26 protein-coding genes and 1 tRNA gene are annotated in these 24,663 nt (G+C 39.8%); 20 read left to right on the plus strand and 7 right to left on the minus strand.

Going from position 1 to position 24,663, the window contains the following annotated elements; translation table 11 throughout:
- Positions 1 to 92 precede the first annotated feature (92 nt).
- The 8 genes from IPJ86_10630 (at position 93) to IPJ86_10665 (ending at position 8,416) form a co-directional block, all read left to right on the plus strand.
- Entirely contained in the window at positions 93 to 1,301 is a 1,209-nt protein-coding gene (locus IPJ86_10630; GenBank protein MBK7887719.1) for an HNH endonuclease, read from the plus strand.
- On the plus strand, positions 1,298 to 4,099 hold the full coding sequence (locus tag IPJ86_10635; protein ID MBK7887720.1) for a DEAD/DEAH box helicase family protein: 2,802 nt from the start codon (positions 1,298 to 1,300) through the stop codon (positions 4,097 to 4,099). The genes IPJ86_10630 and IPJ86_10635 overlap by 4 nt, the downstream gene beginning before the upstream one ends.
- The gene (locus IPJ86_10640; GenBank protein ID MBK7887721.1) at positions 4,092 to 4,766 is read left to right on the plus strand and encodes a hypothetical protein; all 675 of its coding nucleotides are present in this window, start codon (positions 4,092 to 4,094) and stop codon (positions 4,764 to 4,766) included. The genes IPJ86_10635 and IPJ86_10640 overlap by 8 nt, the downstream gene beginning before the upstream one ends.
- Positions 4,763 to 5,290, plus strand: coding sequence for a hypothetical protein (locus IPJ86_10645; GenBank protein ID MBK7887722.1), 528 nt, complete (start codon positions 4,763 to 4,765; stop codon positions 5,288 to 5,290). Before IPJ86_10640 ends, IPJ86_10645 begins: the two co-directional genes overlap by 4 nt.
- On the plus strand, positions 5,227 to 5,931 hold the full coding sequence (locus IPJ86_10650; protein ID MBK7887723.1) for a PglZ domain-containing protein: 705 nt from the start codon (positions 5,227 to 5,229) through the stop codon (positions 5,929 to 5,931). The genes IPJ86_10645 and IPJ86_10650 overlap by 64 nt, the downstream gene beginning before the upstream one ends.
- On the plus strand, positions 5,924 to 6,643 hold the full coding sequence (locus IPJ86_10655; GenBank protein ID MBK7887724.1) for a hypothetical protein: 720 nt from the start codon (positions 5,924 to 5,926) through the stop codon (positions 6,641 to 6,643). Before IPJ86_10650 ends, IPJ86_10655 begins: the two co-directional genes overlap by 8 nt.
- Positions 6,644 to 7,330: 687 nt before the next feature.
- Positions 7,331 to 7,783, plus strand: coding sequence for a hypothetical protein (locus tag IPJ86_10660; GenBank protein ID MBK7887725.1), 453 nt, complete (start codon positions 7,331 to 7,333; stop codon positions 7,781 to 7,783).
- Between the two features lie 360 nt (positions 7,784 to 8,143).
- Positions 8,144 to 8,416, plus strand: coding sequence for a hypothetical protein (locus IPJ86_10665; GenBank protein ID MBK7887726.1), 273 nt, complete (start codon positions 8,144 to 8,146; stop codon positions 8,414 to 8,416).
- A gap of 101 nt (positions 8,417 to 8,517) precedes the next feature.
- On the opposite strand, the gene IPJ86_10670 is transcribed toward IPJ86_10665, so the two are convergent.
- The 4 genes from IPJ86_10670 to IPJ86_10685 all read right to left on the minus strand — a co-directional run bounded on the left by IPJ86_10670 (position 8,518) and on the right by IPJ86_10685 (position 10,409).
- Entirely contained in the window at positions 8,518 to 9,420 is a 903-nt protein-coding gene (locus IPJ86_10670; protein ID MBK7887727.1) for a hypothetical protein, read from the minus strand.
- A gap of 14 nt (positions 9,421 to 9,434) precedes the next feature.
- Positions 9,435 to 9,698, minus strand: coding sequence for a hypothetical protein (locus IPJ86_10675; GenBank protein ID MBK7887728.1), 264 nt, complete (start codon positions 9,696 to 9,698; stop codon positions 9,435 to 9,437).
- A gap of 5 nt (positions 9,699 to 9,703) precedes the next feature.
- On the minus strand, positions 9,704 to 10,093 hold the full coding sequence (locus tag IPJ86_10680) for a hypothetical protein (protein MBK7887729.1): 390 nt from the start codon (positions 10,091 to 10,093) through the stop codon (positions 9,704 to 9,706).
- A 242-nt stretch (positions 10,094 to 10,335) separates the two neighbouring features.
- Positions 10,336 to 10,409 (minus strand) — tRNA-Asp (locus tag IPJ86_10685).
- A 203-nt stretch (positions 10,410 to 10,612) separates the two neighbouring features.
- Here IPJ86_10685 and IPJ86_10690 point away from each other — a divergent pair.
- The 9 genes from IPJ86_10690 (at position 10,613) to rpmH (ending at position 17,329) form a co-directional block, all read left to right on the plus strand.
- Positions 10,613 to 11,290 carry a hypothetical protein gene (locus tag IPJ86_10690; protein MBK7887730.1) on the plus strand — a complete coding sequence of 226 codons (678 nt, stop codon included), beginning with the start codon at positions 10,613 to 10,615 and terminating at the stop codon, positions 11,288 to 11,290.
- Complete coding sequence (locus tag IPJ86_10695; GenBank protein ID MBK7887731.1) at positions 11,265 to 12,038, plus strand: hypothetical protein; 774 nt, start codon at positions 11,265 to 11,267, stop codon at positions 12,036 to 12,038. The genes IPJ86_10690 and IPJ86_10695 overlap by 26 nt, the downstream gene beginning before the upstream one ends.
- Positions 12,039 to 12,235: 197 nt before the next feature.
- Positions 12,236 to 12,706: a DUF1573 domain-containing protein gene (locus IPJ86_10700; GenBank protein ID MBK7887732.1), complete on the plus strand. Its 471-nt coding sequence runs from the start codon at positions 12,236 to 12,238 to the stop codon at positions 12,704 to 12,706.
- Between the two features lie 21 nt (positions 12,707 to 12,727).
- Positions 12,728 to 13,216 (plus strand): DUF1573 domain-containing protein, encoded by a 489-nt coding sequence (locus tag IPJ86_10705; GenBank protein ID MBK7887733.1) that lies wholly within the window; start codon positions 12,728 to 12,730, stop codon positions 13,214 to 13,216.
- Between the two features lie 66 nt (positions 13,217 to 13,282).
- Positions 13,283 to 14,515 (plus strand): pyridoxal phosphate-dependent aminotransferase, encoded by a 1,233-nt coding sequence (locus IPJ86_10710; protein MBK7887734.1) that lies wholly within the window; start codon positions 13,283 to 13,285, stop codon positions 14,513 to 14,515.
- Positions 14,516 to 14,719: 204 nt separating this feature from the next.
- Positions 14,720 to 15,832, plus strand: a complete 1,113-nt coding sequence (locus IPJ86_10715; GenBank protein MBK7887735.1) for a glycosyltransferase — start codon at positions 14,720 to 14,722, stop codon at positions 15,830 to 15,832.
- Positions 15,813 to 16,415 (plus strand): sigma-70 family RNA polymerase sigma factor, encoded by a 603-nt coding sequence (locus tag IPJ86_10720; protein MBK7887736.1) that lies wholly within the window; start codon positions 15,813 to 15,815, stop codon positions 16,413 to 16,415. Before IPJ86_10715 ends, IPJ86_10720 begins: the two co-directional genes overlap by 20 nt.
- A gap of 38 nt (positions 16,416 to 16,453) precedes the next feature.
- Positions 16,454 to 17,095, plus strand: a complete 642-nt coding sequence (rsmG, locus tag IPJ86_10725) for a 16S rRNA (guanine(527)-N(7))-methyltransferase RsmG (GenBank protein MBK7887737.1) — start codon at positions 16,454 to 16,456, stop codon at positions 17,093 to 17,095.
- 75 nt (positions 17,096 to 17,170) lie between these two features.
- Positions 17,171 to 17,329, plus strand: coding sequence for a 50S ribosomal protein L34 (gene rpmH, locus IPJ86_10730; protein ID MBK7887738.1), 159 nt, complete (start codon positions 17,171 to 17,173; stop codon positions 17,327 to 17,329).
- A gap of 229 nt (positions 17,330 to 17,558) precedes the next feature.
- Here the strand turns inward: rpmH and IPJ86_10735 are convergent, their stop codons facing one another.
- Entirely contained in the window at positions 17,559 to 18,005 is a 447-nt protein-coding gene (locus IPJ86_10735) for a hypothetical protein (GenBank protein ID MBK7887739.1), read from the minus strand.
- Positions 18,002 to 18,397: an alpha/beta hydrolase gene (locus IPJ86_10740; protein ID MBK7887740.1), complete on the minus strand. Its 396-nt coding sequence runs from the start codon at positions 18,395 to 18,397 to the stop codon at positions 18,002 to 18,004. The genes IPJ86_10735 and IPJ86_10740 overlap by 4 nt, the downstream gene beginning before the upstream one ends.
- Positions 18,398 to 18,644: 247 nt before the next feature.
- Between IPJ86_10740 and carB the strand changes: the two genes are divergently transcribed.
- Positions 18,645 to 21,461: a carbamoyl-phosphate synthase large subunit gene (carB, locus tag IPJ86_10745; GenBank protein MBK7887741.1), complete on the plus strand. Its 2,817-nt coding sequence runs from the start codon at positions 18,645 to 18,647 to the stop codon at positions 21,459 to 21,461.
- Between the two features lie 40 nt (positions 21,462 to 21,501).
- Complete coding sequence (locus IPJ86_10750) at positions 21,502 to 21,753, plus strand: DUF4834 family protein (protein MBK7887742.1); 252 nt, start codon at positions 21,502 to 21,504, stop codon at positions 21,751 to 21,753.
- 248 nt (positions 21,754 to 22,001) lie between these two features.
- Here the strand turns inward: IPJ86_10750 and IPJ86_10755 are convergent, their stop codons facing one another.
- Complete coding sequence (locus IPJ86_10755; GenBank protein ID MBK7887743.1) at positions 22,002 to 22,163, minus strand: hypothetical protein; 162 nt, start codon at positions 22,161 to 22,163, stop codon at positions 22,002 to 22,004.
- Positions 22,164 to 22,241: 78 nt separating this feature from the next.
- Here IPJ86_10755 and IPJ86_10760 point away from each other — a divergent pair, with 78 nt between their 5' ends.
- A complete protein-coding gene (locus tag IPJ86_10760; GenBank protein ID MBK7887744.1) occupies positions 22,242 to 24,662 on the plus strand; it encodes a YfhO family protein in 2,421 nt (806 codons plus the stop codon).
- The last annotated feature ends 1 nt before the right edge of the window (position 24,663 follow it).

Raw genomic sequence — 24,663 nt, forward strand, 5'->3', positions numbered from 1 at the left:
GAAGTGGATGTATATACCATCCCGCAGTATCAGCGTCCCTTATACGGAGCACGAAAACTACGAGGTGCTGTGGGAAGACCTTACGGATGCTTATGCAGAGTATCTTAAAGCATTACCCGGATTCTTTCTCTGCTTTCCTTCGTGAGTACACTCAGTTCATAGTGATTGTGGCAGACGATTATGGAAAAGCCTGGGACTTGTTCATTGGCTTAAACGGAAAAGGTGAGCCACTAAACCCTACCGATTTAGTGAAAGCTTATGTGTGTGGCAGGTCCGATATTGGTGAGCAGGCAGGGCAGATATGGGAGGAAAAAATATTGCCATTAAAGGGCGATTCAACAGCATATCTTTTGTTCCTTTCCCGATATAAAGCGAAGAAGTTTGTTACCGAGAATGCCTTATTCAAGGAGATTACCAAACTCTATCCAACTACTCTTACTACCCTAGATATTGCTGACAACAGTGAAATATTCCATTGGTTCTGGCATGTAGATATTGATAGCATTCCTAAGCATTTCTCAGATGGTTTAACTATCACTTCCGATGCAAGAAAGGCGTTACGTGTGCTGCGGGATTTGGGTCGCAGAGATTTTACTTCCTTGCTCTTTCAATATGCAGCTGCCTTTGGTAAGAAGGCCATTTTTGAAGAAGCATTACTGCGAATGCTGGCAGCTTATCAAATCAGGATGGCCATTTCAAGAAAGCGGTCAAGGGAAAGAAAGTTTGTGGGTTGGTTCAGTGGCGTTGATTTTTGCAAGCCGGAAGAAGGTGATTCTGAAAGCGAAACAGAAGCGTTGAAGCTACCTAAGCAACGGGTCAATGCGTTGATTGCAAGAACACTAAGGGCTGATGCACCTGATGATGCCACATTTGAAACGCTGGTAAAAATTGCAGGTTACCATGGTAACTATCCGGCTCGTATTATCTTGAGGCATCATGAAGAAGGTGAACGTGGTAACAGAAGCATTCTGGATTATCAGCTGGAACATCTGATGCCCCAAACCGGCACCGATTTTTGGTATGCTGAAGCAGGTGTAGTAGATGATGCCGGTGAGATTGATACGGATGCTTACAATGCGCTGGTCCATAACATCGGGAACCTCTTTGTGATTGATCCTGCCACCAACAATGAGGTGAAGAATTTTGAATACAGTGTAAAGAAGAGTTTCTACCAGGAGCATTTAAAGGATTGGTCCATTGCTCGTATAACTGCCGATCCGAAAACCGATTGGAAGAAACAAGACATTGAAACCAGAGCAGAAAAGATTGCAGAATGGGCTAAACAATATTGGGTATTATGATTTATCAGGGGAAAGAAATAGAAATACTATCCAGAAAATCGGTGTTTGGAAAACAAATAGCCGAGGTAAAGATATTGTCCACCGGAGAGGTAAAATCTGTTCCTTTTTCTGAGTTGTCGGATGAAAAGAAAGTTCCCACCGATGCAGAGATAGCATTCAAAGCAATAGCCGCTAAAATAAAAAGCGAGGTTTTTAAGCAAGCCATGCTTGCACCCATCGAGAGCAATATTGTGCCGCTGCCGCATCAGATTTTGGCTGTGGAAAAAGTGATGGCTGGGCAGTTCCTGCGTTTCCTGATTGCAGATGAGGTGGGTATGGGTAAAACCATTGAAACTGGCCTGGTGCTAAAAGAGTTGAAGTTGCGAGGCATTGCCAAACGCACCTTGATTGTAGTTCCCAAATCAGCCATGGGTCAATGGCAGCAGGAAATGAAGAAGCATTTCAATGAGCTGTTTCATATTTACGATACAGATTACATCAATACCGTGAGCCGCACATTTGCGAGGCTCGAAGTTGATAATGAAATCAACCTCTTCACCCAACACAATCAGATCATCGTTTCGATGGATGCCTTAAAGCCCATTGAAACACGGCAAGGATGGAACAAGCAAAAGGTAGAAGAATATAACCGATACAGGATACAAAGTGTACTGGAAGCAGAATTTGATTTACTGGTGATAGACGAGTGCCACAAAGTAGGTGGTAGCAGTACACAGGTAGGCCGCTTCCAAATGGCCGATGTGTTGTGCAATGCCATACCCAATGTGCTGTTGCTTTCAGCAACACCCCACAGAGGAAAGAGTGACCACTTCCGCAGGATACTGCAATTGCTGAATGCGGATGCATTTGCAGGGGAAGGCATGCCAACCATACCGGAATTGGAGCCTTATGTAGTTCGCACTGAAAAAAGACAGGCGATTGACTACAATGGCAAACCCCTTTTCAATAAACGGCACACGAAGAAGATTGAAGTTGTTTACAATGATGTCAGCCACCGCAAGCAAAAAGCCCTATACGATGCGGTAACCGAATATGTAGTGAGTGGGTTCAACCTGGCCCAGCAAACGAAGAATACTTCCTATGGTTTTGTAATGATTCTGTTCCAGCGGATGATGAGCAGTTCCACTCAGGCTATTTTGGATGCCATGCAAAAACGGGCAGATAGGCTCTCAGGTGAAAGGCAGGAAGTGAATAAGGAGAACATCATTAACAACATGGAAGAGTTTGGCTTTGAAGGCCAGATGGAGTTGGATTTTGAACAGAAGGTATTTTCATTGGTAGAAGAAGCGCAGGCCAATTACGATACAGAATTAAGCATACTGCAAGGTTTGATCAGGGATGCAAAAGACTGCCTGGATACAGAAACAGACGCCAAGGTAGAATTTCTTTTGAACAGATTACAGGAACTAAAAAGAGATGAACAGAACCCTGATTTGAAGTTTCTCATCTTCACCGAGTTCACCAGTACCCAGTTTATGCTGAAGAAGGTGCTGGAAGAAAAGGGTGGTTATATCTGTGAAGCCATCAATGGCTCAATGGATTTTGACCAACGGGTAAATGCACTCAAGCTATTTAAGGAAGGTGCTCAGATACTTATTTGTACAGATGCTGCCGGTGAATCACTCAATATGCAGTTTGCACACATCGTAATTAATTACGACATGCCCTGGACCCCAATGGTGCTGGAGCAAAGAATAGGTCGTGTGGATCGTATTGGTCAAAGTCATGAAGTAGTGGCTTTAAATATGATGCTCGATAACTCGGTGGACAAACGAGTGTATGAAGTGGTGGAAACCAAGCTCACCCAAATCATGAATGAATTGGGTATAGACAAGACCTCTGATGTATTGGACAGCACGTTAGAACGAGACCAGTTGAATCGCTTATATCTAACTTCTTTACTGAATCCTGCAAGGTTTGAGCAGGAGAGTAATAACTGGCTTGACGAAATAAAAGGTAAGCTGCGAGACTATAAAAGTACAGAAGGCGCTTTGCCCACTTTGGCATCGAAGGATATCAAAGTAGAAAAAGTGGATGCCATTAAGCACAGTCCGCTTCCAAAATGGTTGGAAGGTTTAACTAAAAACTACTTGCATACAAAAGGTATTGCTTACCACAATTTGATTGATGGTATCCGGTTCAAGTTTCCGGGTCACAAGGAAGGGATTTACACTTTTAATATCAGGGAAAGTGTAAACAATCCTATTCCGGAACCTGTCTCGCTGCAACATGAAATCATCCAAACAATCTTACGTGATGCAATACCATACACTGCCTCTCAGCCGATACCTAAAGTGAAAATCAAACAAGGTAACTCAACATCAGGCTTTTGGTCTTTGTGGCATTTGGAAGTGAAGAATCAGTTTGAAACCACCCAGGTCATTCAACCGGTATTCATATCATCAGAAGGCGAAAACTTTTCGGCATTTGCCCAAAGTGTATGGGATAAACTGATTCAGGAGAACGACTACTTCGATTGCGTTGGGGTAATGGCTGTTGATGATTCAAAAGCAGCATATGCCAATATCTCAGCTAAGGCTGAAGAATTGATGCAGCAGAAATATGAAGAATTTGAAAGCAGCATTTTACAGAACACGGAAAAGATAAAAGCCAATAAGGATAAGTCATTTGATTTTCAGGAAAAGCAAATGCACCGTATTGGAATTGAAAACATCAAACAATCAAGGTTAAACCGCCTGCACAAGGATAAAGAACAATGGGAAGAGACTTTTGAATCAGCCCGTCAAATTGTACCTTCTTTATCCTGCCTGCTCATGGTAAATATTGTCAATGAGTAATTGGGTTGATAAATATAAAAAGTTGGTGATATCCAGTCACAAACAGCACATCATTGTGGCTGATCAGGATAACCTATTCGATTATGCAGAACTGAAGTCGGCATTTGAAAATGAAGGCTATACTATTCTGACTTGTAAAACTGATTTAGCGGTACGCTTAGCGTTTGAATTGCAGGTACGAGATTCGGATACGAAGGCACTCATTATAGCACCTGCAGCATATCGTCCATTGCCGGATATTGAAACACAGGTTCACTTTAAATCCATCGGTCTGCCTCAGTTGTTTCCCAACCTTGATGCTAAAGCAATCAAGGGATTAAGCTTTAATGCACTTTGTTTGCTTTCCAACATCAAGCCCTATGAGGATTTAAGCCATGATAAGACGCTGAAATTCCTTTTGGAGAATTTGTATAACGTAGATTTTGATACACTGACGAACAACAAGGCAAAGGAAAGGATACTCAATGCACTCATCACGGTGTTTCTTGAAAAGAATGGCATCAATGAACCACTGACTAAGTTTCTCACCAATATTGCAAAACCTTATTTTCCAACATTGGTTTCACAGGTTTTAAGCAACGCCAGCCTGGTGAAGTTTATTCAGGAACAGTGGCAGGCGTTTGTGACAAACGGAGCTCATTGCTTGATTTCAAGGAGCTACTTTTGAATAAGAGTTTAGGTTATCTCTTCGCTTTTGAATATCTAAGCCCAATACAGGTAAGCCCTGATACTTATGATAAATTTCCTAAGCCGCTGAAGATTGGTGTGTATGTGGATGCAAACGGTCACAATGATAACGAACTGGAAGGCCTTATTGAATACCTGAAGCAGCAACTTGAAATAATTGAAGACATCGCTGATCAGTGGTTCAAAATCATACAAGTGCTGGCTAATGCCAAGTTAAGGTATTTATCATCCGCCAATGACGAATTGAAAACTGCCTATCAGAAAATTGAAAATGCTTTCAACATACGTTTCCAGCGTTTCATTGATAATACCTACGGAAGTTTATTTTCCCTGAGTGGTGTAAGAAAACCGGTAGTCGTTTCACGGATATTGGAACACATCAATGCAAAGCCTGCTAAAAAGAAAGCACTGCTGGTTATTGATGGAATGAACTACTGGCAATGGAATATTTTGAGCAAGGCATTAGCAGATGCCGGTATCCATTATTCATCAATGCATCTTTAGCGTATATACCCACCATTACAGCCTGGTCCAGGCAAGCCATTTTTAAGGGTGATAAGCCTGATTTATCAGCCGATAATTCCAAGGAAGCAAAACTATTTGAGGCCTATTGGATAAAGCAGGGTGTACAAGGGTATCAGATTGCCTACAAGAAGTTTAGTGTAAATGAACCATTAGAACTTTCAGATATTCCACAGGATATTACTACTCTTGGTTTGGTCTGCAATGATTTGGATGAAATCATGCATGGTTCAATCTTGGGTAACAGCCAGTTGAAAATGTCAACTGAGCAGTGGATTGCAAAATCAAACATAGTTGAAATCATTTTGTCATTACGTTCAAGAGGTTTTCAGGTGTACATCACTTCCGATCACGGAAACATAGAAGCCGCAGGCTTGAAGAATTTAACCATGAAAGACAAGGTAGGTGCATTAAGTCGTGGCAAACGCCATCTTCATTTTACCAATGAAACCTTATTGCAAAGTTTTATTGACCAGAATCCGGAAATAGAAGTGGGCAAAAAAGGTCTTTCTCTTTACCTAAGAAAACAAGAGGCATTTACAACCGAAAACAGCCAGGTTATAACGCATGGCGGTTCTCATATCTGGGAGGTTATAGTCCCATTCATCAGCATCAATGAGTAGTAAAGGAAAATATATAGGCGTGGAAAGTAGGGTCCAATATGAGGTATTGGAGGCCGCCATATATGATTACTTATCCAATGGCAAACTGGATAAAGAAAAATGCCTTTCTCATATCAAGCAATTTACCAAGGGTGAAAATCGGGCAGGTAAGATATTAAAACACATTAGCGTATTACTTGCAAAGAACGAAGGCATCATTAGTAAGTTTTCAAAGCAACTCGATGCCGGTGCATTTGCTCAACTCTCATCCGGAGAAAGAAAAGCTCTTGTGCTTTGCCTGTTTTGTAACAGCTTTCCAATCACCTATGATATTCTGATTGGTTTTGCTCAGGCTTTTAAAGTTCAGTCTATTGTGAGCAAGGAGGTAATCATTCACAAGATTGGTTCTGCTTATGGCAGCAACAGGGCGATGCATATTGCCGTAACAGAGATACTGCCTTTCTTAATCGAATGTGGAACTATCGAACGGGTTAAGGTCGGAATATATTCTACTGGTTCAAAGCTTAGTATTTCAAACAAGGTTATTTCAGAATTGATAGTATTTACAGACATAAAGTTGTCTGCATCAAAATCTATGTTGATAAATGAGTTGGGATATAAACCTTGGTATTCCTACTTTGAACTATCGAATATAACACCTACATCTTTCAATATTCTTTTGGCGAAGAAGGATAGTGCAGTCGGAAAGGGATATTTAACTATGAAAGGGTAACACAAAGTCACTATAAATAAAAGCAAAATGTAAAAAAAGAAACTTCGATAAATGACATAAATATTTTCAAATGAATCAGATTCAACTCAATATTATCCCATTCAAACCGGTAGTAGCTAACCAAACTTTTGCTTTCAATTGCGAGAACCAGAATGGGTTTGCTCCTTTCTATTGGAATAAGTTGATTGAATTGTTTCATGAAAGTACAGAATCCAAATTAGTCAACCAGTTCAGTAGTATAAATTTGAAAAATGTAAGCCTGCAGTACCTGCCCGTTACCATCAAGTACCCCGAAGTGGTGTCCGAAAAATTCGCATACTTGAGCCACCACAAACTACCCGACATTTATTAGTCAGGTGTTTACTGCTGAAGATATAAGAAATTTAGTTTTATACAACATTTAAATGAATTACCTTTTAGTTATATATTTCACATTGTCACTTAGATTCGTTTGCCTTTTTGCCAACTTATTCCAAATAATCATATTAAATAAAATAATTTGAAAGTAACTTATCCAATAATAAAAATTCCAAAAGCATTTTTAGATCTTAAAGATGACACCCCTCCTTTGCCTATGAGGCCAATTAAATTAACAATTAGAGGTGCAAAAGGATCGAATATTTTAATGCTATTATTATATGCTTAAAGATTTTATTAATACCATATTTGCTCTTACTTTTTGGATCAATGCTAGATCAAAAAGAATTAAATGAAGCGTTTTATTTATTCACATTCCTTACAGGCTTTGTTGGTTCGACTATTTATTTTATAATAAATTACTTTAACAGTATAATTATAAGAAAGCAGATCACCAAACATAATATAATTGCTTCTGAAGAATATGATTTAGAAACAAAAAAATACAAATTAGAATGTGAAAGAATTATGCATCGTGATAATGTAAAAAAATATAGAAAAAGCAAGTTAACTAAAATAAAATCTCTTGATCCCAGGGATAATTACTTTGATAATCGTACGATTGGGATCAGTGAAAAAAGTTTTTTTGATTATTTAAAAAAGATTTATCCGCTTGAAATTAAGAAAAATATTTTTGTTGGAGATTTTGAAAAACCTTTTCAATGCGATCTCGCATTTATAAAAGATAACATTCGCATTAATATAGAGATTGATGAACCTTAAGAAAGCCAATATGGTTATCCAATTCATGTAAGGGAAGTAGATGAAGAAACTAGAGATGATTTTAGGGATCAATATTTTCTAGATTCAAATTGGTTCGTCTTACGATTTACTGAACATCAAGTTGTAAAGCGACCAAATGATTGTGTTAAATTGATTGAAAGAATTTTTGTTGTATTTAGAATCCTTGAATGGGAGGTTTATACCATTCATATATTTGAGTGGTCTAATAATTAGTGAAAATTCATGGAATTACAATGAGGCTGTATTGCTTAAAGAAAGAAATATAGAGAAAGTTATTTGGGACTTGTTTTTAAATATAAAATAGATCGCACAAAAGATCCAGCTATTGAAATTGATACTATGACTGTGGGAAAGTTAAAACTGATAGGAAATTCATTGGCCTTCTTCGAATTTGATTATAAAGACAATATTTATAAAACTACTTCATTTGAATATTCTGAAAAGCAAATTGAGTTCGCATGCATAAAGTTTGCTTCTGAATATCCAATAAAAAATGAGGTGTATTTGTTTGGAACAGACAAAAAGACATTTGAATGGAGGGCGAATAATTTAGGATACAATCCTTATTATAATAAAATATATTACAGCAAGGAATTTTGCTACCAGGATTGACGCTGTCAACTGGGATAAATTATAACAGTGTATTTTGATCAAAAGAATATTGAAAAAAAAGTCATTAATATATTAGGCTGTCATACTAATAAAGTAAATTTTCAAGTATTCCTTTCATTAATCACCACCCGCTTCGCAAACTCATCAAACTTCACATTTGCCGAAGCCTTCACGTAGTTTAAAAAAGACTCTAGTTTGGTGTGCTGCGAAAACTGCATGATTAAATGAGCATCCATTTTTCGGTGGTAATAGAAATTGGTGCAGAAATTACGGCGGGCAGTATGCGATCCGATCAATTGATAGAAAGGAGTAGCAACCGGTTTCTGGTCTTTAGTTTTAATATTTAACCGGGTCTGAATAAAATCATCTTTAAATCCGGCTAATTCGCAAACACTCTGAATGTTCCGGTTGTAATGTTGGTTGGTAATTGCCTTAAACTTGAAGTTGTACTTTTTTAAAATCTCATAAACAAAATCCATGAGAGGAATCTCGGCCTTAATGCCTGTTTTATTCCGGGTAATGGAAATATAGTTGATCCGATAGCCATCAACATTTCTATTTTGAACATGGAAAGCCTGTGAGAGGTCACCGAATGTGAGGCCACCGGTATAGGAGGCCAGATAAAAGAGGTCACGCGTATACTCCAGATGTTTCTCACTTGCATCAAACTGCATATTGATGAGCAGCTGCAGCATTTCTTCTGTAAGGTAGGGGAAACTAACTTTTTCTTTGTTCTGCTGATAGACCAGGCTTTCCGTTTCAACTCCGGGTAATTGCAATTTATCTTCAATCTTAGCCCAACGCAGCACCGCTTTCATCCACTTCTTAAAGTTTGCATAATAATTAGCTGAAAAATCGTAGGTGTCCATCAGCCAATAAAAGAACTCAGCGGCTATGTCATCAGTCATATCACCAATGGTGATCTTCTCATTCCATAGCTTAAATTGGGCGGAAAGCTTCTGCTTGTAATCTCTAGCACCATCTTTTTTCAGCAATTGTCGCATTACTTTCTTGTCAGCTACATCGATGATATATTGATAAAAGGAACTGAATACCTATCATCCTGATGGATGAGATCGTTCTGAACATCGGGCTTACGAATTATAATAGGTTTCTGCGCTGTCGATGTCAATTCCTCAGGTGTATAATTCAAATTAGAAAAGAATTTTTCCATATCAACCACCTTTCCTTTGCTGTCAACAATAGAATAATTAAAATTCTTCATCTTGCTCATGACATCATTTAAAATATCCTTTACCGGGCGGGCATAATGGTCTTTCACTTGTTTTAGCAAAAGATTCTGCTCCGTAATCTTGCCTTCAATAAATCTCTTGATTTTATCCTCAGCATTGTATGGAAGTACTTGCGTTCATGGAGTCCGGCAATCCGTAAGTCGAATTGTTCATTGTTCAAATTCTCTTCTTCCTGTTCCAGATTTAATTCATTCAGCCAATCATTAATTGATTCTTCCAGTCTGATAAATTTCATTGCCAGTGCAGGATTCCTTGGAAGTCTCCTGAATGCATCCCATTCACCCTCGAGCAGACTTAGGCCGGTTGACTTTTCAACGGTAAGGTATTTTCCATTATACTTTGTACCTAAGCTAATAATCACCTGTATTGGCTTTGTGGCGCTAGAGACATGCTGAAGTTTGAAGTTTACCTTGAATGATTTCATGGCTATGCAATAACTTATAAAATTCGAATCAATATTAACCATAAATAGCCGGAAATGCAAGTTGATTAACCTGAACTAGCCTGAATAATTAGTGATTAAAGCGATATAGGACCCTTTCGGGTTAATAATTACAGAAATTCAGGCTAATATTTTTATGCCTACAGGATGCAAAAGTCCCTCAAGAAACACTAGAAATGAAACAATTAGACATAAAAAAAGGAGCAAATTGCTCCTTTTTTAAGCGGTCCGGACGGGACTCGAACCCGCGACCCCATGCGTGACAGGCATGTATTCTAACCAGCTGAACTACCGAACCGAACAAACAGAAATTCCCTGTTTGGGCTGCAAAGATAGATCAAAATACTACTGTTCCCAAAAATAGTTGATTTAACAATTAAAAGCATGATAGTCAGTATTTAGAGTAGCCTAAAAATACAGTTTCCATGAATTTCAAACAACTTGTTATTAAATTTTAAAACTAAAGTTGAGTCTCAACGTTGAAGGAGATAATTTTGACGCATGAACCTGATTTCATTGGCCATAAATAATGTTGTTGTGAACTTTAAAGCATACCTTTTTGCTTTAGGGTTTCCTGCTCTGATTCTGCTATTGACCTGGAAATTCGGGACTTATCTCGGCCTGGAGGATTTTGGAGAACTGACTCGTGATCCCAATACCATTTTAAAAGGCCATGTCTATACAGGAATGATTTCGAATGCCGGAATCTTTTTCTGGAGTGCTTCAGCCACTATTTGTTTGTTTACTTTTTTTTTCCTGCGAATTCTTAAAGGAGATAAAGTGAAAATGCGCCTGATGTTGTTTGCCGGATTATTGGCATTATTAATGGGGTTTGATGATGTTTTTCAGATGCATGAAAAAATGTTTAATGACTTTTTCTATATTCCGGAAAAACTCTTTTTTGTGGCGTATTTTATTTGTGTTGTAGTTATAGTTATTTCATGTTTTAAATTATTTATCCAAACCGATTTCACCATGTGGTTATTGGCGCTCGGTATGTTTTTTATTTCTTTACTTGTGGATAATAATTTTATCCCTGCCGATAAGCATCATGCTTTTTGGGAAGATTGTTTTAAGTTCACCGGAATTATAGTGTGGACAGTTTATTATTTACGTACTTCAATGAAGTTTATATTGGAAGAGAAGATTAATAATGATTCGGCTTACCGTAATAATTGAAAATTTAAAGGAATTGGGCAAATTTGGTCGTTATTTAAGTTTTAGTACAGTAGAATTGGATGCTATTGTTGCTTTACTAAACAAAGCAGGGGTAGTATCTATTTTTAAAGTTTTGAGAAATTCTGTTAGGTTGCATTATAAACTTTTATTAAAAGCTTTTATAATTATTGGGGTCTTTCTGTTTTTCGTTCTAATCATAGCACTTAAGTTTGGAATTGAACCCTCTGATATTACCCGCGATTATAGTGGAGTTTATCATCATGAACCCTGGGTCGGGGTGATCAGTTATTTGGGTATTTTTCTTTGGTGTGCTGCATTGGCCGTTTGCGGATTTACCTGGAGAATATTAAGAAAGATTAAAACAAAAGAGAAGTATAGTATTTTTTTCTTTTGGAGTGGTCTGATAACCCTTATTCTCACCCTGGATGATCAATTTATGTTGCATGAAATTGTGCTGCCGGAATATGTTGGAATTTCAGAAAAGCTATTTTATCTATTTTATCTTGCCCTAATAACCCTATATTCTTTTAAGTTTTTAGCCATTTTATTAAATCAAAATGTGGCATTAATATTCCTGGCTTATTTGTTATTTGCCGTTTCAATGACCTTTGATTTGTTTTTCGAAGGGGTGCCTTTCGATACGTATATCGAGGATTCAATGAAATTTACAGGAATAACCTTATGGGCTATTTATTTTATTAAATCTGCATATGGGGAACTCCAAACAGTGATCACTCCCGATAAATAGTTGCTTTAAATTCAATTTTTGCTCCTGTTCATCATAAAATCATGGACTAGAGCTCATTGCTTCATGATGAGTTCATCACTATGTATTTGCTTTGCACTTGTATAATCCCAAAGGATAAATCAAGGTTCATTCTTAATTCATAATAATAGATGAACTTTGGCTCATTCAAATCGTAAAACTCTTAAAAATCTAAACGCATGAAATATCTACTTTCTCTCTCTGTTTTCTTGCTTGCTCTGGTAAATCTTAGCATTGCTCAGGATCAAAAACAAGCAGTTGACAAGAATGCGGCTGAAATCACCTTCGAGAAGGAATTGCATGATTACGGAACAATTGAGTTTGGTGCAGATGGTGCCTATGCCTTTAAATTTACCAATACCGGGAATGAACCATTGGTAATTACCAGCAGTCAGGGGTCTTGCGGTTGTACAGTGCCAAAATGGCCCAAAGAACCTATTCTGAAGGGGCAATCAGCCTATATTAACGTGAACTATGATACCAAACGTCCCGGGCCTTTTACTAAAACAGTAACTGTGATGTCTAATGCGAAATCAGCATCTAAAGTTCTTACAATCAAAGGTGTAGTGAAGTCCCAAGAGCAATCGGAGGACTTAATGCCGGTAAGAAAGGACGGAGGAATGTCTCCCCTTGAAAATCAATCGAAATAAACTTAACTCAAAAAATAAATCATGAAAAAATTATTCCTTCTTGCCGCTTGTAGTCTATTACTCGTCGCAGGTTCTGTAAATGCCCAAAATGACAAAGTTATGGCTAAGCCTGTTGCCGCTCCTGCTGCTACTGATGCTCAAACTGCTGTCGATAACAAAAATGCTTCTGAAATGGTATTCGATGCCGAAGAATTTAACTTCGGTACGATTAAGCAAGGTGAATCAGTGACGCATGAGTTTTCATTTACCAATAACGGTAAGGAAGATATGATCATCACTAACGCTCAGGGTTCTTGCGGATGTACTGTTCCTCAATATCCTAAAGAGCCGATTAAAAAAGGTGCAACGGGTTCTATTAAAGTAACCTTCAATTCAGCCGGTAAAATGGGTATGCAGGATAAAACGGTAACCATTACTTCTAATGCTAAAAACAGTCCACGAATTCTTCACTTGAAAGGAACTGTTGAAGCTCCGGCTACACAGCCTGCAAACGCTGCTCCTCAAAAGTAATTCCAAGTAGAAAATAGCTTAAATTTGTAGTCCCGGTATTTTGCCGGGACTATTTATTTTATACCCATGCCGAAAATCTCTGATAAAGGGCTCCTGATGCCCCCAAGTCCTATTCGAAAATTAGTGCCATATGCCGAAGCGGCAAAAAAAAGAGGGGTCACAATTTTTCACTTAAATATAGGTCAACCTGACATTCATACCCCGGAGGTGATGATGAATGCCATACGTAATATTGATCTTAAAGTGGTGGAGTATAGCCACTCCGCCGGCATTGAATCGTACAGAAAAAAATTGGCAGGCTATTATAAAAGTTACAATATCAATGTGGATTGGACCGACATCATCATTACTACCGGTGGCTCTGAAGCGATCGAGATTGGAATGATGGCCTGTCTTAATCCCGGTGATGAAATCATTGTTCCGGAGCCGTACTATGCCAATTACAATGGATTCAGTACGCAGGCGAACGTGGTGGTAAAACCTATTCCTTCCAGTATAGAGACAGGATTCGCACTGCCACCAATCAGTGAGTTTGAAAAGGCAATTACGCCTAAAACCAAGGCGATTTTAATTTGTAATCCCAGCAATCCAACAGGGTATTTGTACAATCGTGAAGAACTGGAAATTCTAAAACAGATTGTTCTGAAGCATGATTTATTCCTTTTTGCAGACGAAGTATACAGGGAGTTTTGCTACGATGGTCGCGAATATGTATCCGTAATGCATTTGGATCAATTGGATCAAAATGTGGTGTTGATGGATAGTATTTCTAAACGCTACAGTGCTTGCGGTGCCCGAATCGGTGCTTTGGTATCTAAGAATAAAGAAGTAATGGCCGCAGCCCTTAAATTCGCACAGGCTCGCCTGAGTCCTCCTACATTTGGTCAGATTGCTGCAGAGGCCGCCATTGATACGCCTCAGGAATATTTTGAAGAAGTAAAGAAAGAATATGTGGCCCGACGTGATTATGTTGTGGAGACGTTAAATAAAATGGATGGTGTTTATTGTCCGAAACCCTCCGGTGCGTTTTATTGCATGGCTCAGCTTCCGGTAGATGATGCTGATAAATTTTGTCAATGGCTGTTGGAGTCTTTCGAGTACAACCATCAAACGGTCATGCTGGCTCCCGCAACCGGATTTTACTCTAGGCCGGAGTCCGGTAAACATCAGGTACGAATTGCCTATGTCCTAAAATTAGAGTCCTTGAAAAATGCGATGGATTGTCTTAGAGAAGCATTGAAGGTGTATCCCGGACGTATGGTGAAGACGGAAAACAACACATTGAATGCCTCTGCCTGAGGGAAATTTTTATATTCCTATGGTTTTAGTGACCAGATCGTTTAGGATTTATTTTTAAGTTCCTTCTTTTCAATACGTTATCGTTTTTTTTATGCCGCTTTTATTTTCAAGAGTCGTTTGTTAATATTTAAACTTCAGCGAGTCGTATTCACTGATTACTTGCAGATAGATTTGTGTGCTTAGTAAAGTTCCTTTCGACAAAAGATGCCACAGATAGATTTAGAGATTATACAGTATTCCGTATTGGGTTTATTATGTTTCGCAGCAGGTATACAGTTGTATTACCTCTTATTTGAGATGGCGGTGCCGGGCTTCCGAAAATCTTCCCTGTCCGCGAAGTCTTCATCGTTTAAACCTGTTTCTGTCATCATTTGTGCCCGGAATGAACTGAAAAACCTCCGTAACTTCCTCCCCATAATAATGGATCAGGATTACCCGGATTATCAAGTGGTGGTGGTGAACGACTGCTCCTGGGATGAGTCCGGAAAGTACCTGGATGAAATGGAGGATGCGTTCAAAAATCTTAAGATTGTAAATATCCGCGAGCAGGAAAAATACCAGCATGGTAAAAAATTTGCATTGACCTTGGGGATAAAAGCAGCCATTCACGAACATATCTTGCTGACTGATGCAGACTGTAGACCGGCCCACCGAAATTGGATCAGGCAAATGATGGCAGGATTTACAGATAAGAAGGAAATTGTGATTGGTTATGGCGCATATGATAAAGAGCCGGGACTTCTGAACAAGTGGATCCGTTTTGATACTGTTATGAATGCCTTGCTTTATCTCGGAAGAGCGATGAAGGGTAAAGCGTATATGGGTGTTGGAAGAAATATGGGGTATACCAAAAGTCTATTCTTCCGTAATAAAGGTTTCGCTAATCATTACCATATTATGTCAGGTGATGATGACCTTTTTATCAATGAAACTGCAACCCGCGATAACACTTCTGTAGTGATTGAACCTGAGTCATTTACATATTCAAAACCTAAGACTTCACTGGTCACCTGGATTTATCAGAAAAGAAGGCATATGAGTGCCGGATCGTACTATAAAAGCAGTGATCGGATTTTTGTAGGGAATTATTATTTCAGTCTTTTTCTGTTCTGGTTAATGTTAATTCTTGCAATTCTTGTGAAACTAAACTGGCAGATTGTCGTAGGAATAGTTGCTATACGTCTCACGATTCAAATGATAGTTTGCTGGAAAGGATATAAAAAACTTGCTGAATCGGATGTATTCCTGTTCATCCCGTTTTTCGATATTTTCAGCGCTTTTGCCTATCCATTAAGAAGTGCATCATTTGTCGGATAAGGCAATTAAAGATTATAAACTCGTTCGAAAGGCGGTGGACAATGGCGATCAGAAGGCTTATGCAGAATTGATGTCTCGTTATAAGGATTCGATTTACTATATGTTGCTGAAGATGGTAAATAATCGTGATGATGCTGAAGATTTGACCATTGAGGCTTTCGGAAAAGCTTTCCGCAATATTCGTCAGTATACTCCGGACTATGCTTTTAGTACATGGTTGTTTAAGATTGCAACGAATAACTGTATCGATTTTATCCGTAAGAAACGTAAACTGATGCTGAGTATCGATCGTGGTTTTGAGAATGAAGAAGGGCAGGATGTTTCACTTGAAGTGAGATCGGATGGTCCGGGCCCTGACGATGTGATGATGAAGAAGCAAAAGGTGATGATGATGAAGGATGTGGTGGATAAACTGAAGCCGCGCTACCGGAGATTGGTGGAGTTGAGATATTATCAGGAACTCTCCTATGAAGAAATTGCCGTGGAGTTAAATCTTCCTTTGGGAACTGTGAAAGCGCAATTGTTCCGTGCCAGGGAGTTCCTGTATCAGATCATGAAAAATTCCGAGTACGTTATCCATTAGACAGAACTCTATACTAACTTAGCCCCATGAATTCAAACATGGGGCTTTCTTTTTTATACGCAGATTATCTGAAGGGAATCAGTGAAGAACAAGAGCTGAAATTCAAGCACTTTAAAGAAGTATTTATTCCATGGAATGAACAAATCAATCTCATTTCCAGAAAAGATATCACCCATTTTGAAATCAGGCATGTATTGCATTCTCTTGCCATCGCTCGTTTTATTCAATTTAATCCCGGTGCAGTGGTACTTGATGTGGGGACCGGTGGTGGATTCCCCGGGATTCCTCTGGCCATCTATTTTCCTCAAACAAAGTTTATATTGACCGATTCTATTGAAAAAAAGATAAAAGCATTGCGGGATATGGTGGATATTCTGAAATTAGACAATGTTGAAGTGGTACGAAGTAGGGCTGAAGAAATGTCGCAAAATGTTGATTATGTGGTAAGTCGAGCAGTAGCACCCCTGCCCGAATTGGTGAATTGGACGAAAAAACTACTGGTCTCCGGTCAAAAGGGCTCTCTACCCAACGGTTGGGTGGTATTGAAAGGGGGTGATTTAACTGAAGAATTATTTGAGTTTAGAAAAGATGTTGAAATTCAAAAGATTAGCGATTGGTGGTCGGAAGATTTCTTCGAAACAAAGGCTGTAGTGTATCTGGCCAGACAAATCATTATTTAAATTTAAAATTTTCTTTTTGCCTGATTTACTTTTTTTCTATCTTTGCGCTCCCTTAGCGGATAATAAAATAGCAATATGAAAAGGACATTTCAACCCTCGTTACGTAAACGCAGAAACAAACATGGTTTCAGAAATCGTATGAGTTCAGCGAATGGTCGCAGGGTTCTTGCTGCGCGTAGAAAGAAAGGACGTAAAAAACTTACTGTCTCTGACGAGCGTAGCTGGAGAAAGTAGTCTGATCTCAAAATAGAATTTAAAGGCAACTCTTATGGGTTGCTTTTTTATTTTCATCCTCTTGTTAAAAGGGTAAAAAAGTGGGGAAGCGATCTCGTATTTTTTGAAGCGATGGAAACGACCGGATAGATTTGAAGTTTTAAACCCGGCAGACAAGCCATCCAAGATCGAAAACAACGTCCTGTCAAATCATAAAAGATTATTGCTGCAGGACGTAGGTCGGAAAATGTCAATCACTTTTAACGGTTTTCAATATAATCTCAGCTATTTCCTTCTTCTGCTGTAGTATATCATGTCCACACTCAAGGATGTGAATGTTTATATTTCCACTCATTTTTTTAGTAAAACGTATACCGGATTGTAAAGGAATGATGGTATCGTATTTTCCGAAAAGAAATTCTACCCTGATCGGTCTGCTCGCAAAATAATGATGTACCAAAGCAATGTTCGGCATGTATTTGCATAAAGCCAGCCAGGTATGATAAATGCGGTACCGGTCCTTTTCCGAATGTGTATTTAAGAGATAGAATTGCTCCACCTTCGAATTGATGAGGCCAATACGACGAAAGAAACGGATGAACGTAAACAGTAACCCCGGGTTTTTTACAACATACCTCCCTATCATTCTTCCTGCATACGTTCTCCCAACAAAGGACCTCATCCGGTTTTTCTTCATACCATCCGGCGCCAAAATAAAGAGCTCATAAATACGATGTGGTAATTGATGTACAAGTCCCAGAATAATCCTTCCCCCCTGGCTATACCCGATGAGCGAACACCTGACTTTTTCCTTTCCCAAAGGAGTTTTTCAATCATTTCAGCCATATGTCTTGGAGTAAACACCGGCATTTTTTTACGACTTTCCTGTGCATGAGGTCCATGATAGAAAAAGTCAAAAGCGATGATCGTGTACCGGTCTTTCAGGAAAATCTCCAGTGGTTGAAAATCTTCACCACTTCTCCCGAAACCATGAAAGGCAATGAGCAATTCGGGACCATGACCATATTCACGATAAGGAAGGGTGAATTCACTGCTTTTTAGAAATTGGTAAGCGGAAGAATTCTCCATCGTTACAAAATTAGCGTACTAAGAATAGCTTTCATTAATTATTAACAACTAACCCCATCTCCCTCTGATTCCCTACATTTGTGCTACCCTAAAACGGACGAGGTAAAATGACATTGTCAAGAGTCGGTGATCAGTACTTTTTAATCCCCCTTTTAAAGTTATTTACTTCATTTTCAGATATTTACCTTAGAGTAATGCAGGATTACTCCTCATACATTTATTCACCCTTTAATAAAGATAAAAGCAGATGCCTCGCGATCATTCTATAAAAACCGTTCTCATCATTGGAAGTGGCCCGATCATCATTGGTCAGGCTTGTGAATTTGATTATTCAGGAAGTCAGGCTTCACGCTCGTTGAAGGAAGAAGGGATTGAAGTGGTATTGATCAATTCGAATCCGGCAACTATCATGACGGATAAAGTGACTGCTGATCATATTTACCTCAAGCCATTAACAAAGAAGTCGATCAGTGAAATTCTTCAGAAGCATAAGATTGATGCAGTACTGCCAACTATGGGTGGACAAACTGCATTAAACCTTTGCATCGACTGTCAGAAAGCAGGGTTATGGGATAAATACAACGTTCGAATTATCGGAGTAGATATTGATGCGATTAAGACGACAGAAGATCGGGAACGTTTTCGCTTGCGCATGCTTGAATTAGGCGCAAAAGTGTGTAAGGGCAGAACAGCTACCTCTTTTCTTGATGGAAAAGAAATTGCACAGGAGATCGGTTTCCCATTGGTCATTCGTCCTTCTTTTACACTCGGTGGAACCGGTGGAGGATTTGTAGAAACAAAGGATGATTTTGATGCTGCTCTGAATTTTGGCTTGCATGCAAGTCCGGTACATGAAGTTCTCATTGAACAGAGTATCATGGGATGGAAGGAGTTTGAGCTGGAGCTGTTGAGAGATAGTATCGGAAACGTCATCATCATTTGTTCGATCGAAAATTTTGATCCGATGGGCATTCATACCGGAGATTCTATCACTGTTGCTCCTGCTATGACGTTGAGTGATCGTACCTATCAGCAACTGCGTGATCTGGCCATAAAGTGCATGAATGGTATCGGACAATTTGCCGGTGGATGTAATATTCAGTTTTCTGTGAATCCGAATGATGAAAATGAAATCATCGTCATCGAGATTAATCCGCGTGTATCCCGATCATCTGCACTGGCCTCCAAAGCCACCGGATATCCTATAGCGAAAATTGCTGCGAAGTTGGCCATCGGTTATAACCTGGATGAATTGCAGAACCAAATTACCAAGACGACTTCTGCTTTCTTCGAACCCACTATCGACTATGTCATCGTTAAAGTACCTCGTTGGAATTTCGATAAGTTCAAAGGAACAGATCGTCATTTAGGGCTGCAGATGAAGTCTGTTGGAGAAGCGATGGGTATAGGCAGAAGTTTCCAGGAAGCGCTGCAGAAGGCCTGTCAGTCATTGGAGATAAAGAGGAACGGACTTGGTGCAGATGGAAAAGAACTAACCAATCAGGAAGCTATTCTATCGAGTTTGAAAAATCCCAGCTGGAACAGACTCTTTCATATTTACGATGCTTTCAAGATGGGAATTCCTTTTAAAACTATCCAGAAACTCACGCGCATCGATTCCTGGTTTTTAAATCAGATCGAAGAGTTGGTAGAGCTCGAAAAGGAAATTGAAAAGAATACCCTCGATACGATCTCCCGTGATTTAATGCTGGAAGCAAAGCAAAAGGGTTATGCCGACCGACAGGTAGCTCATCTGTTGCGTTGCCTCGAGAGTCAGGTACATAGCAAACGAAAGGACATGGGTATCCACAGAGTGTACAAACTCGTTGACACCTGTGCTGCCGAATTTGAAGCGAAAACTCCCTATTATTATTCCACTTTTGAGACCGAAAATGAATCCATTGCTTCCGATAAAAAGAAAGTAATCATCCTGGGATCAGGTCCCAATAGAATAGGGCAGGGTATAGAGTTTGATTATAGTTGCGTTCATGGTGTGTTGGCTGCGAAAGAATGCGGCTATGAAACCATCATGATCAATTGCAATCCGGAAACGGTTTCTACCGATTTTGATATTGCCGATAAGCTGTACTTCGAACCTGTTTTCTGGGAACATATTTATGATATCATTCTGCATGAAAAACCGGTGGGAGTGATTGTGCAATTGGGAGGACAAACAGCTTTGAAACTTGCAGAAAAGCTGGATAAGTATGGTATCAATATCATCGGTACCAGTTTTGCTTCTCTGGATCTCGCTGAAGATCGTGGTTCCTTCTCCAATCTCCTGAAAGATCTCGGCATTCCTTATCCTAAGTTTGGGGTGATAGAAGATGCTGATCAGGCGGTAGAGTTATCAAAAGATTTGGGCTTCCCGCTTCTTGTTCGTCCATCTTACGTACTCGGTGGACAAAGCATGAAGATTGTGATCAATGAACAGGAACTGGAAACACATGTGGTCAATATTCTGAAAGATATTCCCGGCAATAAGGTATTGTTGGATCATTTTCTCGAAAAAGCCATTGAAGCGGAAGCGGATGCCATTTGTGACGGAGAAGACGCCTATATCATCGGCATCATGGAGCATATTGAGCCGGCCGGTATTCACTCCGGCGACAGCAATGCCGTGTTACCACCTTTTGATTTGAGTGATCATGTTATCAAACAGATAGAAGACATCACCAGGAAGATCGCATTGGCTATGCATGTAAAAGGATTGATCAATATTCAGTTTGCGATAAAGGAGGAAGTGGTTTATGTGATAGAGGGCAACCCGAGAGCATCCCGTACCGTCCCGTTTATTGCCAAGGCCTATGATGAGCCCTATGTGAATTATGCCACCAAGATGATGCTTGGCGAAATGAAGGTGAAAGATTTTACTTTCAATCCCCGCAAAGAAGGATATGCAATTAAGATTCCTGTGTTTTCATTTGAAAAATTCAGGGATGTAAACAAGGAGCTCGGACCCGAGATGAAATCAACAGGCGAGGCCATTTATTTCATTGATGATCTGCAGGATGATTTCTTCCAGCAGGTATACAGTGAAAGAAATTTATATCTCTCGCGTTAAAATATTTTCGGGACTCAAACGAAGATTTATTTAGAAAGCCATGGCAGACTTCTTCTTCATTTTACTCATCATCTTTATTGTCTTCGGGGTGTTCCGTAGGTATATCTTCTTTTTCATCATGTCGGCCATTTCCAAAAAGCTGTTTAAGGAGATGAACAAGATGCAACAGCGGCAAACAGGATTTAATTCTCAACAGCAAACAAAGGTGAATACTGATGCTGAATCTCCAAAGAAAAAATCCTTTCGCGATAGTCAGGGAGAGTATGTGGATTACGAAGAGGTGAAAGACTAATTTTGCTACCGGCTACCAGCTTCCGGCTGCCAGCTTTTGGCTACCGGCTACCGGCTACCGGCTACCGGCTGAGAGTAGTCTACTTGCTTTCGAAATCATCTTTCAATTGATCTTTCCACGCTGCAAAAAGAACGTAATATATAGATGGTAACCCATCGTTGTTAGAATATTAACTACCGGTACTAATTACTATTTTTTTGTTGCTTATTTACTATTAACACTTCATTTTTCGCATTTGCATTTACCGGTCAACCTATATTTGCTGCGTTCCCATAAAAGCCGGTAGCTGGCAGCTGGAAGCCGGAAGCCAGGAGCACTTTGCAACCATCTATATTAGCTGCTATCCAAAAAAAAGCAGGTAGCCGGCAGCCGGCAGCCAAGAGCACTTTGCAACCATCAAATCTGAACATATGAAAAGCGATTTACAAATTAATCGCTATTTTCATCCTCTTGAAAAAGAAGGTAAAATTTAAAGCAAGTAAATGAATATGAAGCCATCCTTATTGAAAGTATTACAGCCACATCTCATAGCCATTGGTCTATTCTTAGTCATTTCAGTGATGTATTTCTCCCCTGTGCTTTCAGGAAAGGCGCTGGAACAGGGAGATATTGCACAATGGTTGGGTAGTTCTAAGGAGATTTCCGATTATAGGGAAGCTTATGGAAAGGAACCGCTTTGGATCAGTACCATGTTCAGTGGAATGCCGGCTTACCAGATTTCGGTTGTCTATGCATCCAATCTCATACAGTATGTGAATAAAGTACTTTGGTTGGGATTACCCGGTCCGGCGAATTTATTGTTCCTGGGGATGCTTTCTTTTTATTTATTGATGATTACACTCAAGTCCGATTATCGGATAGGCATAGCAGGTGCTATCGCTTATGCCTTTTGTTCTTTCCAGTTCGTGTCCATACATGCCGGACATAATACCAAGGTGCATGCCATTGCCTTGATCCCGCTCATCTTTGCCGGAGTGCTAATGGCTTACCGTGACCGTTGGTTATTAGGTGCAGCCATTACTTCACTCGCTTTGTCCTTACAGATTTATTCCAATCACCTTCAGATAACTTACTATGTAGCCATCACGATAGGTTTACTCATCGTGTTTGAGTTGGTAAGAGCGATACAGGAGAAAGCGATTCCAGGATTCTTTAAAGCCAGTGTTGCGTTGTTGTTTGCAGCCGGATTGGCCGTTTTACCGAATATAACTAATCTATGGCTGACGTATGAATACGGGAAATACTCCACGCGGAGTCAGTCAGAGTTAACAGAGAAAAAAGTGAGTACGGGTTTGGATAAAGATTATGCATTGGGATGGAGTTATGGTAAATTAGAATCGATGACACTGGTTATTCCGGGATTTGCAGGTGGTTCTTCCATGTATGAACTGGACAATAAGTCGGAAAGCTATAAGGCCATTGCTAGTCAAGCCGGTGATGCACAAGCACGTTCTTTCGTTAAGCAGGCACCGTTATATTGGGGTGATCAGCCCATGACTTCCGGTCCTGTGTATAATGGTGCGATTCCTTTCTTTCTCTTCGTACTTTCGATATTTCTCCTTAAGGGACCAATGAGATGGTGGATGGTGACTGGAGCAGTCTTATTCATGATGCTTTCCTGGGGTCGACATTTCCTGCCACTCACCGATATATTCTTCGATCACTTTCCCGCCTATAATAAATTTCGTTCTGTCGCAATGGCACTCGTCATTACCTCCTTCATGATTCCTTTGGCCGGCATGTTGGGATTGTCGAAGTTTTCGGACGGCAGTCTGGATAAAGTTAAATTGAAAAAATCATTGCTCTATGCTTTTTATATCAGTGGAGGACTTTGTTTATTATTTGTTCTTCTTCCCGGATTATTTTGTGACTTCTCCGGTGATTCGGATGAGCAACTGAAGCAATACGATTGGCTCCTGGTTGCACTAAAAGCGGATCGTGAGTCGATGTTGCGCATGGATGCTTTCAGATCGCTATTCTTTATAGCCGTTGCTTTTGGAATGTTGTATGCATTTCTTCAATCTAAAATTAAATTAACAGTGGTATTGCCTGTACTTTCTCTTTTGATACTGATTGATATGTGGGGAGTTGATAAGCGCTTTCTCAACGACGGACATTTTGCCTCTAAAGCGAAGGCAGAACAACCCTTCACCATGTCGGCTGCTGATCAGCAGATTTTGAGTGACAAGGGGTATTTCCGGGTGATGAACACTTCAGTGAGTACGTTCAATGACGCCAGCACTTCTTATTACCATCGTTCCATTGGAGGATATCACGGAGCAAAGCTGAAGCGTTATCAGGAGTTGGTCGAGTATCAGATCAGCAAGGGAAATATGAATGTGTTGAATATGCTCAATGCGAAGTACTTCATAGTACGTAATCCCCGGGATCAGTCACCGATGGCACAAATGAATCCCGGTGCACTGGGAGCAGCATGGGTGGTTAGTGACTGGAAAGTGGTGCAGAATGCGGATGAAGAGATGAAATTGCTGGATAGTATGGATACACGCACTATGGCGGTAATAGATACCCGTTATAGTGCCGAAATAAAAGATGCGGTGAAAGGATCAGACTCTACAGCCGTTGTGAAGCTGATCAGTAAGGATGGAAGAGTAGAACCCAATTACCTTGCCTACGAAGTGGAGGGAAGTAAGACGAATCTGATCGTGTTTTCTGAAATCCATTATCCGGCCGGTTGGAATGCCTACCTTGATGGCAAGCCGGTTCCACATGTACGTGCGAATTATGTATTGAGAGCGATGTCCGTTCCTGCGGGGAAACATAAAGTGGAGTTCAAGTTTGAACCGGAAGCATTTGTAACAGGAGAGAAAATTTCTCTCGCAGGTTCTATCATCTTACTCTTGCTGTTCGCCGGAATTTCTTTCGTAGAGATCAAGAAAAAGAGATAGC

The organism is Bacteroidota bacterium (genome assembly GCA_016713925.1).
In the GTDB taxonomy this organism is placed as follows: domain Bacteria; phylum Bacteroidota; class Bacteroidia; order AKYH767-A; family OLB10; genus JAJTFW01.

Coding starts and splice junctions, on each gene's coding strand:
- IPJ86_10715 (MBK7887735.1), top strand. CDS start 14,720: ATGCCACAGATAGATTTAGAGATTATACAGTATTCCGTATTGGGTTTA.
- IPJ86_10760 (MBK7887744.1), top strand. CDS start 22,242: ATGAAGCCATCCTTATTGAAAGTATTACAGCCACATCTCATAGCCATT.
- rsmG (MBK7887737.1), top strand. CDS start 16,454: ATGGGGCTTTCTTTTTTATACGCAGATTATCTGAAGGGAATCAGTGAA.
- IPJ86_10680 (MBK7887729.1), bottom strand. CDS start 10,093: ATGAAATCATTCAAGGTAAACTTCAAACTTCAGCATGTCTCTAGCGCC.
- IPJ86_10755 (MBK7887743.1), bottom strand. CDS start 22,163: ATGTTCAGATTTGATGGTTGCAAAGTGCTCTTGGCTGCCGGCTGCCGG.
- IPJ86_10750 (MBK7887742.1), top strand. CDS start 21,502: ATGGCAGACTTCTTCTTCATTTTACTCATCATCTTTATTGTCTTCGGG.
- IPJ86_10670 (MBK7887727.1), bottom strand. CDS start 9,420: ATGCGACAATTGCTGAAAAAAGATGGTGCTAGAGATTACAAGCAGAAG.
- IPJ86_10740 (MBK7887740.1), bottom strand. CDS start 18,397: ATGGAGAATTCTTCCGCTTACCAATTTCTAAAAAGCAGTGAATTCACC.
- IPJ86_10635 (MBK7887720.1), top strand. CDS start 1,298: ATGATTTATCAGGGGAAAGAAATAGAAATACTATCCAGAAAATCGGTG.
- IPJ86_10630 (MBK7887719.1), top strand. CDS start 93: ATGCAGAGTATCTTAAAGCATTACCCGGATTCTTTCTCTGCTTTCCTT.
- IPJ86_10640 (MBK7887721.1), top strand. CDS start 4,092: ATGAGTAATTGGGTTGATAAATATAAAAAGTTGGTGATATCCAGTCAC.
- IPJ86_10690 (MBK7887730.1), top strand. CDS start 10,613: ATGAACCTGATTTCATTGGCCATAAATAATGTTGTTGTGAACTTTAAA.
- IPJ86_10655 (MBK7887724.1), top strand. CDS start 5,924: ATGAGTAGTAAAGGAAAATATATAGGCGTGGAAAGTAGGGTCCAATAT.
- IPJ86_10660 (MBK7887725.1), top strand. CDS start 7,331: ATGCTAGATCAAAAAGAATTAAATGAAGCGTTTTATTTATTCACATTC.
- IPJ86_10735 (MBK7887739.1), bottom strand. CDS start 18,005: ATGAAGAAAAACCGGATGAGGTCCTTTGTTGGGAGAACGTATGCAGGA.
- rpmH (MBK7887738.1), top strand. CDS start 17,171: ATGAAAAGGACATTTCAACCCTCGTTACGTAAACGCAGAAACAAACAT.
- IPJ86_10705 (MBK7887733.1), top strand. CDS start 12,728: ATGAAAAAATTATTCCTTCTTGCCGCTTGTAGTCTATTACTCGTCGCA.
- IPJ86_10700 (MBK7887732.1), top strand. CDS start 12,236: ATGAAATATCTACTTTCTCTCTCTGTTTTCTTGCTTGCTCTGGTAAAT.
- IPJ86_10695 (MBK7887731.1), top strand. CDS start 11,265: ATGATTCGGCTTACCGTAATAATTGAAAATTTAAAGGAATTGGGCAAA.
- IPJ86_10665 (MBK7887726.1), top strand. CDS start 8,144: ATGACTGTGGGAAAGTTAAAACTGATAGGAAATTCATTGGCCTTCTTC.
- IPJ86_10650 (MBK7887723.1), top strand. CDS start 5,227: ATGGAATATTTTGAGCAAGGCATTAGCAGATGCCGGTATCCATTATTC.
- carB (MBK7887741.1), top strand. CDS start 18,645: ATGCCTCGCGATCATTCTATAAAAACCGTTCTCATCATTGGAAGTGGC.
- IPJ86_10710 (MBK7887734.1), top strand. CDS start 13,283: ATGCCGAAAATCTCTGATAAAGGGCTCCTGATGCCCCCAAGTCCTATT.